General features: G+C 59.3%; 13 protein-coding genes. 3 read left to right on the top strand and 10 right to left on the bottom strand.

The features are described 5' to 3' along the window. On the top strand, positions 1-101 hold a 101-nt coding region (locus VRZ77_RS14370; RefSeq protein WP_414593329.1), incomplete at its 5' end, for a transposase domain-containing protein. 338 nt (positions 102-439) lie between these two features. Here VRZ77_RS14370 and VRZ77_RS14365 read toward each other — a convergent pair. Beyond that, a complete protein-coding gene (locus VRZ77_RS14365) occupies positions 440-655 on the bottom strand; it encodes a transcriptional regulator (RefSeq protein WP_414593325.1) in 216 nt (71 codons plus the stop codon). A 157-nt stretch (positions 656-812) separates the two neighbouring features. On the opposite strand from VRZ77_RS14365, the gene VRZ77_RS14360 reads away from it, so the two are divergent. Beyond that, positions 813-1478 carry a hypothetical protein gene (locus VRZ77_RS14360; RefSeq protein ID WP_414593324.1) on the top strand — a complete coding sequence of 222 codons (666 nt, stop codon included), beginning with the start codon at positions 813-815 and terminating at the stop codon, positions 1476-1478. A 136-nt stretch (positions 1479-1614) separates the two neighbouring features. Here VRZ77_RS14360 and VRZ77_RS14355 read toward each other — a convergent pair whose 3' ends face one another. The 4 genes from VRZ77_RS14355 to VRZ77_RS14340 all read right to left on the bottom strand — a co-directional run bounded on the left by VRZ77_RS14355 (position 1615) and on the right by VRZ77_RS14340 (position 5775). After that, positions 1615-2265 carry a hypothetical protein gene (locus VRZ77_RS14355; protein ID WP_414593323.1) on the bottom strand — a complete coding sequence of 217 codons (651 nt, stop codon included), beginning with the start codon at positions 2263-2265 and terminating at the stop codon, positions 1615-1617. A 217-nt stretch (positions 2266-2482) separates the two neighbouring features. Next, on the bottom strand, positions 2483-4126 hold the full coding sequence (locus VRZ77_RS14350) for a DNA methyltransferase (protein WP_414593322.1): 1644 nt from the start codon (positions 4124-4126) through the stop codon (positions 2483-2485). Further along, positions 4123-5022, bottom strand: a complete 900-nt coding sequence (locus VRZ77_RS14345; RefSeq protein WP_414593321.1) for an IS1595 family transposase — start codon at positions 5020-5022, stop codon at positions 4123-4125. The genes VRZ77_RS14350 and VRZ77_RS14345 overlap by 4 nt, the downstream gene beginning before the upstream one ends. 219 nt (positions 5023-5241) lie before the next feature. Beyond that, positions 5242-5775, bottom strand: a complete 534-nt coding sequence (locus tag VRZ77_RS14340; protein ID WP_414593320.1) for a deaminase — start codon at positions 5773-5775, stop codon at positions 5242-5244. On the opposite strand from VRZ77_RS14340, the gene VRZ77_RS14335 reads away from it, so the two are divergent. Beyond that, positions 5774-6580 (top strand): dCTP deaminase domain-containing protein, encoded by an 807-nt coding sequence (locus VRZ77_RS14335; protein ID WP_414593319.1) that lies wholly within the window; start codon positions 5774-5776, stop codon positions 6578-6580. The two genes, VRZ77_RS14340 and VRZ77_RS14335, sit on opposite strands and share 2 nt — an antisense overlap. On the opposite strand, the gene VRZ77_RS14330 is transcribed toward VRZ77_RS14335, so the two are convergent. The 5 genes from VRZ77_RS14330 to VRZ77_RS14310 all read right to left on the bottom strand — a co-directional run bounded on the left by VRZ77_RS14330 (position 6573) and on the right by VRZ77_RS14310 (position 11548). Further along, entirely contained in the window at positions 6573-7913 is a 1341-nt protein-coding gene (locus tag VRZ77_RS14330; RefSeq protein ID WP_414593318.1) for an MvaI/BcnI family restriction endonuclease, read from the bottom strand. The genes VRZ77_RS14335 and VRZ77_RS14330 overlap by 8 nt on opposite strands. Next, complete coding sequence (locus VRZ77_RS14325) at positions 7913-8368, bottom strand: very short patch repair endonuclease (RefSeq protein WP_414593317.1); 456 nt, start codon at positions 8366-8368, stop codon at positions 7913-7915. Before VRZ77_RS14325 ends, VRZ77_RS14330 begins: the two co-directional genes overlap by 1 nt. After that, positions 8361-9629 (bottom strand): DNA (cytosine-5-)-methyltransferase, encoded by a 1269-nt coding sequence (gene dcm, locus VRZ77_RS14320; RefSeq protein WP_414593316.1) that lies wholly within the window; start codon positions 9627-9629, stop codon positions 8361-8363. Before dcm ends, VRZ77_RS14325 begins: the two co-directional genes overlap by 8 nt. A gap of 609 nt (positions 9630-10238) precedes the next feature. After that, a complete protein-coding gene (locus VRZ77_RS14315; RefSeq protein ID WP_414593315.1) occupies positions 10239-10982 on the bottom strand; it encodes an anti-sigma factor domain-containing protein in 744 nt (247 codons plus the stop codon). After that, complete coding sequence (locus tag VRZ77_RS14310; protein ID WP_414593314.1) at positions 10979-11548, bottom strand: sigma-70 family RNA polymerase sigma factor; 570 nt, start codon at positions 11546-11548, stop codon at positions 10979-10981. Before VRZ77_RS14310 ends, VRZ77_RS14315 begins: the two co-directional genes overlap by 4 nt. Positions 11549-11642: the final 94 nt, after the last annotated feature.

Here is an 11642-nt window from a genome sequence, read left to right as displayed (position 1 = left end):
TCGCCGACGTTCTCCAGCGAATGGTCGACGGTCATCCCGTCAACCGGCTCGACGAACTCCTGCCATGGGCATGGAAAGCGGGAAATCCTGTCAAGAGCTGACATCAGTGCAGCCCCCGGACGGATACTGCCCTGCTTAGCCGGACCCAAACGAGACCACGATACATCGCCGCGATACTATGACGAAGCGGCAGAAAATGCGCCATGGACGCCGACCACCACCGGCTGTTCGTCAAGCTCTCCGGAAATGCGATGCCAGACTGGTGCAGGCGCCGCCACGTGGGCAGCGACGCCGCCATTCAGCGCCTTGCCTGACGCGAAGCGGCTGTCGGTGACCCGCTCAAGACCGGCGGTCGCGATGCGGAAAAGCTGCAAAGTAACTGCGGCCGAACCGCGCTGAAGCCGCAGCGATCTTGCGCAGGAATTACAGTCGCGGAGGGCTATTCCGGCGCTGACGACTTGCGGAAACGCACACCGGCACCGCCGCCATTCTCTGGAATAAACTCGATGCCGGCGGCTTCGAATGCAGCTCGAATGGCCAAAAGCGTGCTCGCGTGAGCGGCGTAGTCGTTCTCGATCCGTGTCACCGTCGCAGCCGTTATGCCGGCATGGTTGGCGAGATCACGTACGCCCCATCGCAGCGCCGCGCGCGCCATTCGAACCTGTTCTGACGTTAGCAAATTTATACCTTGACATAATTTCTTGGCGATTCAGACTCGTCTTCTTCGCTGCTCTGCAGTGAAGCGGCCAAGCGAAGCGGTTGCAACGCTCCACTTGGCCTGACCACAACCCCAGCTGTGTGGAGCTCGGATCATGGCTGATTCTGAGATTACCATGAGTTTGTCCCGGCCATCCCGGAGGGACGTTCTCTCCGCCGCCCTGATGACGATCGGCGGCACTTCGTTCAACACTTCGGCTGCGGCCGAACCGCAGCATCATGGCGCAACGGACGCGGCTGTCCTTGCATGGAAAGCGTGGCGCGCCGCACATCGGCGCACGCTCGCTCTATGCCGGAAACAGCAGCGTCTCGAGTCTGAGTTGGCACGGACGATCGGCTTTCCGCAGGTGGTTCTGGCTGCAGCCGAACTGCCGTCACCGGTGCGCATCAGCTCCCTGCGGCAGCTCGACGAGCTTGCGGCCGATCTGCCGTCACTTTGCTCCCAACGCGACGAAGCCGCTGCCGCGCTGCGCGCACATCAGCAGCGGTGGGACGACGCAGATCGCGCCATCGGCTACTCCGTCTCCCGGCAGCAAGAGGAGGCGGCTTCCGGCGAAGAAGAGTCCATGACGAAGGGGGTTCTTGCAGCGCAGGCCACGTCTCTGCGCGGTCTGGCCGTGAAGCTCGACGTGCTGATCGCCATCGGTGCTGATGGCGCCGAGGGGCGGCATTTCCCGTGGCCGGAACTGCGACGCATCCGCAGGGATATTGCACGCCTGATGCAGCTGCAGCGTCACGATGCAGTCGGCTTCACTGCTTGAAGCAGTGCTCGCGATGCCAGCGCAGGAAGTGGGGATGCGGACGCTCACCCCCTGTCTAAGAGCGATCTCCACGGGGCCGACGAACGCGCCCCCACCGGGCGCCGAGCTCCTGTTGTGCTGGCGCTACAAACCTTCACTATATACTGGCAAGCGCTGCGGCATCCAGCTCACGGAAAGCTTCTCGCGGAACCCGCACTACCATGCTGGCTGCTCCTCCCATACCGGGGCCACCGCTACGGGGAACCCATGATGCCCGCTGGGCAAGTTGGTCAAATTCCGTAAAGAGCCATCGCTGGAAGGCTCTGCCGTTTGTGTCGCTAATTTCCCGGACGATGAACAGAGAGTGCAGATTTCCGCGTCGCGCCGCATAGTGTGCCAGTTTCACGAACGGGCCCGTATCCAATCCGAACCAATCACCCATGTCTGAATCATGAGCGCAGGCTTTCTCCTTGATCTCGACTGGATAGGTATATCGTTCGCCCCACACTATCCCGTCTATATCTGACGTTTCCGCGCGAAAACGGCTCTCTACGAAGATTCGTAGATTTTCATGGGAAAATTGGACGATCGCATCGTCGTCAGAAAGAGACGCAACGTCTGTCGAATATCGTAGGTAGTTATAACGGCGAGTTCGCTGAGAAAACGAAGAGAATGCAATTGATACATCGACAAATGTCGTCGGCCAGGGTACGCCGAGCTGGATAAATTTCCATTCTATGTCGAATGTGTCATTCTCGACATGCATCAAAGGATACGCATAATAGCTCTTGATGCCAATCTGATGCATTGTGGCGCAGATCGTGTGGAGCGTAAGGGGAATTTCATCACGGTTGGGTTCGGATGAATAATCGCTGTTAATTTGAATTTTATGTGGAAATACGGCTACTGTATTTCGACCGAAATCTACCTCTCCCTTTTGGCGGAAAATCCATCCGCCAGGGGATATGCGATCGGCGGCCCCAATCGAATTAACGGAATAGTACGCTTTTGGACTTTAAGCCCCGCTAGAGCGGAAGCGATTGCTGCCCGGTGCTGATCCTAGTGTTGACGCGGGTAGGCATTTGGAACTCGCGCTTGTCCTCTAGAATGTCCCTGACAGTTAGAAGCTGAAGGCGAGGATACTTGTTCCCGCCGTACTCGTAGTAACCGGCATCTGCGGCCTCTGATCTCATTGCCTTTGTCGGCTCCTGTAGCGATAGGAAGCCGCCCATAGGCGCGCCTTCGCGCTCGATCACGCCACGCAGGTCGCGAACGTCCGTTGGCCGAAGCTTCCCGCCCTTAACGGAGATGATCATTTCGCCAAGCGCATCCTTGGTTTCGAAGTACATGCGCCCATCAATGCCGCGATCTGCCACCTTCTTCTGCATAGGAAAGCCTCCCACGCGCTCGACAACCCAATGCTGGAATTGGAAAGGGTCGCGGCGGAAAAGCTCGTAGGCTTGATCCACGCTCACAGGAATCCCATCGACTTCAAAGTGCCGACCTTCAACTAGTCGGTAGCGTTCGGTTAGAACCTCGCGAATGAGCTTTACCGCGAGAATCGCGATGTCGCAGCCGATCCATGTCCGCTCCAGCTTGGTGGCGGCATAAATCGTGGTGCCACAGCCGCAGAATGGATCGAATACAACGTCACCAGGGTTAGATGACGCGAGGATGATGCGCTCTAAGAGCGCCAGCGGCTTTTGGGTCGGGTAGCCAAGCGATTCGCCGCCCTGCACCGGTGGAATGTCCGTCCAGACGTTCGTGATGATGTTGCCCTTTTGCTCTTCTAAGAAGCGTTTGAGCGCGAGGCGGCGACTGGTATCCGGCGTCCCGTCCTTGTGCACCGGAAAGTAGATGCGCCCTTCGCTATCAAGCCGCGCCATTGTTTCCGGACTGTACCGCCAGCCGGTCGCCGGCGGCTCATATCCCTTGTAGACGTGCCATCCGTTCGGCTTGCCCGTCACCTTGTTTATTGCGGCCATGCCGCCGCCCTTAGGGGCTGACATATCGCCAAGCCGATACCGGCCGCGTCCATCGCCATCATCGAAGCGATAGAACTTATCGACGTACTCCGGATCGTGAGCGGTGTGCTGGACGTTGAACTTAGCCGCCTTGCTGGCCCCATAGAAGAGGATCACATCGGAGACGGCCGCGAATTTGCTCTTCGCATCGCTATGGGCGCTTTGCCGCTTCCAAACGATCTCATTGCGGAAGTTGTCATGTCCGAAAATGCCGTCCATCATCACCTTGATGTAATGGCTCGCGCTCGGATCGCAGTGCAGGTAGATGGAGCCAGTAGGACGCAGGATGCTCTTCATGTGAAGCATCCGCTGTACCATATAGATCAGATACGCCAGCAGAGCCGGTTGCGTGTTTCGCAGAGCCTGCATCCATATCCGCCAGAAATCGACGTAGTAGTCATCCACGCCATGCTCCCGCATCAGCACCGGCATGGTGCGCGCAATCTCCAGCTTGGCAGCGTCTAACTCCCAAGTATCGAAGAAGGCTTCTGCCTGCTCCGGCACCGGCTTCCCGGTCATATTCTTGTAGAGCAGGTTGTAATTCGCATCGGACTTGAAAGGCGGATCGAGGTAAATCAGATCCACGGAATGCTTCTTCATGCCTTGCATGATGGTGAGATTGTCACCGTACCAGAGCTTGTTCATGCCGCCGCGCCCACAAACATCCGGAGGCTGTCAGAGAAGGCGCTGTCAGACTTGCGGCGGTTGTACTTGTAGCAGGTCTCGGCGATGTAAAGCGGCATGTACTTTCGGCTGTAGTGGTGGTGTGAGCCGTACCACGCGCGCTTGATCAGAGCCCAAAAGCCTTCAATCGTATTGGTGTGGACATGGCCGTCCACATAGGACTCGGCATGGGTGATGATGGCGTGCAGCATGGATTTGCTCACCCGATCATAGCCTTTGTATTCATCGGTGATCAGGATCGTTCCCGCCTTGTCAACAAACCGCTCCAGAAAGTGGCCAATGCCTTTCGCCGACAGGTCGCCAGCGTTGGCAACGCGAGCAACAACACGACCACCGCGCTCTACCGCGCCGATTACAGGCACCTTCTTGGTTCCGCGTCCGCGCTTGTTAGGCGTGTCATCATCGCGATTGTTGCTTTTGCGGGGCTTGCCGCCGACGTAGGTTTCATCGGCCTCTACAATGCCGTGCAACAGCTTCTCTTGATCCGGATCAGCGGCCATTGCGGTACGGATGCGCTGCATCATGCTCCATACCGTGGCGCGGCGCTTACCGAGATCGCGAGCGATCTGATAGGCACTGGCCGACTTTTTGGCATTGAGCATCAATGCGAGGACTAGGAACCAGTCGCGAAGCGGAACGTGCGTTCCGTGAAAGAGAGTTCCGATTGTGACGGAGAAGGCGCGGGAGCAGTCGCGGCACTGCCAACGGGACATGGCGCGATCTGCGCTCGCGTGACGCCCGCAATTCAGACTTCCGCAGTAAGGGCAGTTCGGCTCCCCGTTCCAGCGTACCTTTTCCAGATGCTCGATTGCCTGCTCTTGGGTCTGAAACGACTGGAAAACTTCGATGATGTTCATGGCGCAATTCCCCTATGCGCCTACCCTACGTCACCGCCGATTCCATGTAAAGTCCAAAAGCGTACTATTCCGCGAATTAATATAGGATCTGAAGTCAGCTTCTGCTTTAATCCCGAATAATTTGTTTGAGTTGAGGCTGGATATGCATTTTTCAAGATAATTCCTGACGTATGATATCGAATTTATAGACATGACGATCCTAAAAGATTCACAACACCACTACTCGTCCAAGACGGGCAGCAACGAAAGGTATCTTACTTTAATACCGGAATCCCGCATAATCCGTAGGGCCGCCCGCTGGGCATCCAGCCATCGCACTTCACCGGCAAACCCCTTGGGGAACACTGCTCGCTCAATGCCTGACCAGACAATGGCACGGGCGCAGTCGCTGCAGGGGAATCGTGTCGCATAGAGTGTCGCGCCCTTCAGATCTTTTCCGTCGGCCAGCGCCTTAAATATTGCAGCCCTCTCTGCGTGCTCTATAACAAAATACCTCTCGCTTTCATCGATCGCATGATCGCTTGCTTGGAAAGCCGCCTTGAGTTTGGGGGGGAGAACGTTAGCTGAACGTGCGATTTCACCGGCCCTGTTTGCTATAACGGCACCCACGCCCGAAAGCGGAACATGTTTCGCTTTCGGGTCGTCAGATTCCGATCGAACCGCAAAGGCCTGACCGAGGTAAAAGCAGTCCTGCTCGGTGAGATTTGTGAACTTTTTTATGACGCTCTCCACAGGGAATAGGGGTGTAGCCATGGTGCTGACGTCGGCGGAGATCGCACAAAAAGAGATCGTCGGGAACAGCGTTGCGAACGGACAGCGGGCCACCACCTACGATGCAACCGTCGGCTGCATCATCAAGGATGGCTGTGAAATTTCCGGCAACAGTCATACGCTCGCGCCTAGGGGAATCGTCTGGGTAGTCTCCGCGGAAACCTTCAAACTGCCAGCTGATGTAACCGGCTTAGCCACTCTGCGAACCACCTGGACGCATGACGGCATTCTGGCGCTGAATGTGGGAATTGTGGACCCGGGCTGGGACGGCCCTCTGGCCGCGGCCTTGGTAAATTTTAGCAACACTAATTTCGTTATCAAAAAGGGAGATAATTTCTTACGGCTTTTATTTCATGGGCACGACCAATGTTATCCAAAAATTATTAAGAAAACGCCAGACGATTACAAGAAAGATATTATAAATAAATCCCGTATGTTTTCAGATTCATTTCTGAGTATGGATCGACTTGTGTCGGAGGTAACTGAGAAGGTATTCTCAGTGCCAAAATTCGTTATATATCTTACGCTAACTGGCCTTGCCTTAGCCGCGGCATCAATATTCGCGCCTATGGCTTACTCTGTCTGGTCTGATAATAGAAATATTGCCGCCGATCTAAGATCTCGCGTGGAGTCAGTAGAAAAAGAAATCGATGACCTTAGAGCGCAAAGCTCTGCTGCTGCGAGGCTGAGAAATAGCGAAGCGCATCTGAGCGGATCGGACCGCATGGGGGCGCCGATCCAGCCGTCTCAACCTGCATCTCCCCAACAGATACGGCCCGTCAAATGACGCTGCAGGCTTCGAATGCATGATATAATTGAATGATATTTCGGCTGTGAATGCGAAACTGGCTCCGCCGCTTGATCGTTGACTTAGCGGCGGAAGCCCCTTCCAGTTTGATGCCAGGGTCATAATAGACCGTACCAGCTGCGATCGCGCGCAGTAGCCGCTCGATATCGGTACCGGTGCCCAGCTGGACTTGAGCGCCATATCGGTATTGGCGCCCCATACTGATTCGGGCTTCCGCCGGGACGTAGGCGGCCTGAGCGTGCTTCCGGTTCCATATGCTGACCAGAGAAGCGAAACTCCATTCAGCAGCAATCGCTCCGGTATCATCGACCAGCGCCATGCTGCCTGTGGGGTTGGTGATCTTTCCTGCGGACGCATCATAGCCTGCCAGCATCAGGGTGAGCCCCGTTGTGGCGTGACGCTCTCCGGTGCGGTGGGTACCACCGAAGTTCAGGCGGTCAACCCGCCCCTTCTTGTCGACATAGCCATATTTGCGGATGAAGGAGTCCACGCCGTCCGTGCGGTAATATCCGCCGGTCGGTTCCGGCGTCATCAGGGTTACGGCCTTTGCTGCCGGAGGACGGCCGAAGGCACTCACCTCGCTCGCCTTGATCTCCCAGCCGAGAAAATCCGGCTCGGCCCGCCCGTTCGTCACGACGCCCAGTTCAGCTTCCAGCGTGTAGCCAACACACTGCGGTGCTTCACAGGGGACATATGCGCCCGGGCCCACCATTCGCCGGGAATCGATCCAATCGAGAAGATGGATGCGTCGCAGTTCGGCCAGCAGCTGTTCGCGCGTGGTCTGCGCTCCGGCGGCCAGAGGTACAATGCTGAAAATGCCGGTGCGCTCAAGCTCTCCAAGCGCACGGATCTCGCGCGCCAGAGCACTATCCGGAGCGGTGGCCCAAGCGACAATCTGGCGGTCGCCGGTGATGCCCATAAACAGGAAACGCCCCGCCTGGCGCACATTCATCAGGTCATTGGGAGCACCGGTAGCGCCTTTCAGAAAGCCGGACAGCCGGACCTCCGGGTACTGCGGATAAAGGATCAGCTGCGCATGCGGAGCGAGTGCAATGCCGTCCTCCGGCTGGAGCCACCAGAACTGCAGCGGCGCCTTCAGGGACTCGTTGCCCTTTGCGGTCACCTCCGCGCGCACGTCACCAACGGGAAGGATGTTGGCCACGTTCATGTCGCCGCCCAGATAGGGCTGATTCTTCGAATTGTCGTTGGCGGACAGTTCCTTGACCAGCAGCTGACGGACCCCATGGGCCTTCATGCGCTGGCGCAGCTGTTCAAGCGTCAGGTCCGGAAACGTCACAGGCACCCGCGGCATCAGGCTGTTCCCCGGATCATGCCCTGCTGGGTATCGCCACGCAGCCACCCCGCACAGTCGGCCAGCACCTCGTCAAGCGGCCGCCGCGCCCGTCCACGAAGGGCACATTCCCAGACGGTCAGCACCCGCCACCCCGCATCTACCAGTCGCACCTCGGTGGCAGCATCCCTCACCCTGTTGCTCTCGATCTTCGCCTGCCAGAACTCGCGCCGGGTGCCGGGAAGGCGGAACAGATGGCAGTCGTGCCCGTGCCAGAAACACCCGTGGACGAACAGCACGGCCCGGTATCGCGGGAACACCATGTCGGGACTGCCCGGCAGCTTCCGGTCGCTTACGCGGAAGCGGAATCCCATGGCATGCAGGCCACGACGCAGGAGCATTTCAGGCCTGGTGTCGCGGCCCCTGATGCCGGACATCATCCGGCTGCGGACCTCGGCGGGGACGATGTCAGCCATGACGTTTCAGGGCAGGCTTGATCTCCGAAGCGGGGAGCGGCACCACCTCCGCGCGCTCCCCGCCGAGAGCCGCAAGGATATGCCGTTCCATGTGCCTTGCCACGGCCGTCACCACCGGCACCACCACGGCATTGCCGAACTGCTTGTAGGCCTGGGTGTCGGATACGACATGCTCCCAGGTCTGGCCGTCCTGCTCGAAGCCCATCAGCCGGGCGCATTCACGCGGCGTCAGGCGACGCGGAATACGGCCCTTCCCCTGGTCCACGAGGATCTCCGACCCGTCCTTGTAGTACCGGGCGGACAGCGTCCGGGCGACATCGTTCGCGCCCGTGAGGCCAAAGCCGAAGCCGTTTCCGGCTGCGCTGTGCTTCTTCTTGTAGTTCTGCAGGTACTGCCAGAGGTGCGGCGTCAGCGTGTATTTCGGATCGACGGTCCGAGGATCCTCCAGGATGGAACCCAGGCGCGGACCCGGCAGCGGGGGCGCCTCGAACGTGTCAAAGCTGAAAGCCGTGTCCTCGCGGAAGCCGACGATGAAGATGCGTTCCCGCTTCTGCGGCACCCAGGGCTCGGCGCTGATAACGCGGAAGTCCACGCGGTAACCCAGCTCGTCGCGCAGGACCTTCGTGATGGTCTGGAATGTTCGGCCGCCGTCATGGCGCTGCAGGTTCTTGACGTTCTCCAGGAGAAAGGCTGCCGGGCGGTGATGCTGGATGATCTTCGCCACGTCGAAGAACAGCGTGCCCTGGGTTTCATCCAGGAACCCGTGCTTGCGGCCGAGGGCGTTCTTCTTCGAGACGCCTGCGATGGAGAACGGCTGGCAGGGGAACCCGGCCAGCAGCACGTCATGAGCCGGGATGCCGTCGAGCGCCTCCGGTGTGGCCGTGACCTCCCGGATGTCTCCGGCGAACACATGCCCCGGCGCTTCGGGGAAATTCTTGCGGTAGGTGACCTGGCAGTACTTGTCCCACTCGCTGGTGAAAACGCAGGTGCCCCCGATGGCCTCGAACCCGCGACGGAGGCCGCCGATTCCGGCGAACAGGTCAATGAACCTGAAGCGGGCGGGAGCGGACGTCACCGCCTTCGCGCGGTTGCGGGCGGCCCGGCGCAGGGTGGTGATATGCAGTCTTGGCGGACGGCTCTGGCCGCAGTCGTAGCGGTAGGCCGTCCGTTCGGAGACTTCCAGTGTCCGCGCAGCCTCCTCGAGGGTGAGACCTGCCAGCTCCCGCAGCTGGGTGAATTCGGTTTTAGGTTCGTGCTTCATGTGCCCCCGGCGATTCTGTGTCGTTTTTTGTCACCCTGGCACTGATTGTCCTTGCGGACAATTAAACGTTCGTCATTTGTTCCATTCCCTGCCGCATCCTGCTTCAGTACTGCACAGGATATCCTTAGAGACGGTGCCCAGCCTCAGATCTTGTCTGTCTCTGTGAACCTGCGCGGGCACTGAGCTATCTCCTGATTGAAGGACCCAACTTCTCCGTAGCAGGAACTCAGGGGAGCGCGTCACGGACCGCCGATGACGATCGTGGCGAGCTTAGCGTGCTGAAGGAAGATCAGACGCTGCGTCCGGTGTGGCAGCCAATGCGTGCGGGCTTCCAACGAGGCTGAAACGCTTGTTCCGCGATATGTTTGTGCCATGCAAGGTGGCCCACTGACTTCGAAACATCGCCACGTCCATTCCCGGGCACTTTTTAAACTAATGCAATATCAATGACATAGGTGTTCGCGGTTTCACTCTGGTCGGCGCGCCACTTCCGTACAAAACCGCGAACGGAAGCTGCCGCCGATTCTACGCGTGCAGCAGCGATCCCAGGCCAACGGCCGCATTTGGCTGCGTCCCCGAAAGCGGACCTGCGTGCGACGCTATCAGCGGTCAGATCCCCGTCTCCGTGCTTGAGGCATTGCCCTTCATAAGGATGCGACCCGTCGGCCTTCCCGTCGGCGAGCCGCCGGCGGGCTCCAGCGTCACTTCGAACAGCTGATCGGGGCTCGTCGCGGGCAGCCCCTCCACGTTGAGATCGATACTGCGCATCGCCTCCAGCAGGCCGACCGATACCGGACCACGGCTCCGATCCCACAGCGTCCATACCTGCAGCGACTTGCCCTCGGGAGCGCTGATAGCTTCCAATGGCACCAGCTCGGTGCGTCCGTCACGGAAGGCGTTGACCAGCGCCAGCGGCCGGTTCTGGTCGGACATCATCACCGCCACGAGGATCGGGGTGCGGGCGATGTCGCGGGTTTGCAGCGCCAGGGCAACCGCCAGGGCGAGGCAGGCCGTCGCTGCGGTGAGCCCTACCGCACGCCAGGCGGGAAGATGGCCCCACAGCGTGGCGAACCAACCTTCCTGCAGCTTCGAGGCAGTGCCGGGAGCAGCGGCCACCGGCCTCGCCGGCTCCCGATAAGCGATGTCGGTCTGGATGCGCTGCCACAGCATCTCGGTCGGAGGTTCGGGGTCGACGGTCATGTCGATTTCGATCAGGTTGCGCCGCCATACCTCGACGCGACCAGCGAAATCCGGATCGCTTGCCGCCAATGCCTCGCAGGACGCCGACTGGTCCGCATCAAGCAGACCGAGCACGTATTCCGCCGCGAGCGCTTCCTTCTCCGATTCCGTCATGCGAGGCACTGCCGGAGCGAGAGCAGGCCGCGACGAATCCATGATTTGGCCGTGCCGAGCGGAATGCCCAGCCTTCCTGCCAATTCGCCATGGCTCAGCCCGCGGGCATAGGCCAGCACAATGGCGTTTCGGCGCAGCGGTTCGAGCCGTTCGAGACAGCGACGCAATGCGCCACTTTCTGACAGCGCGATGACGATATGCTCGGCGTCGGCATCTTCCGTCACCAGTTGCATCGGCTCGAAATCGTCGACCAGTTCCATGCGGCTCTCGCCGCGCAGCACGTTAAGAGCCCGGTGGCGCAGGATGGCAAACATCCAGGTCGCGGGCTCGCCGCGTGCCGGATCGAAGGTCGCGGCCTTTTCCCAGATCCGCAGGAACGTGTCCTGCACCACTTCCTCGGCAAGATCGCGGCGGCGCAGCAGCCGCAGGGCAACGCCGATCATCTGCGGAGCGAGTGTGTCGTAGAGCTGCCGCAGGCTCGATCGATCACCTCGCGCGCATCCGTCGAGAGCGTGAGCCAATTGATCGCGCATCATCGCCGGGCTGGTTGCCGCCAGTGCTGTCATCTTCGCTCCGTCGGATCACATGATCCGGATACGCGCGAGCGAAGCCTTTGGATGCAGCAAATAAAAAAGAAAAATTCTCTGCATCCGTTCGGGA

The organism is Ancylobacter sp. G4_0304, from assembly GCF_047501495.1.
Classification (GTDB): Bacteria; Pseudomonadota; Alphaproteobacteria; order Rhizobiales; family Xanthobacteraceae; genus Ancylobacter.
Note: the sequence above shows the minus strand (reverse complement) of the source record. Positions and strands in the feature narration are given on the sequence as shown.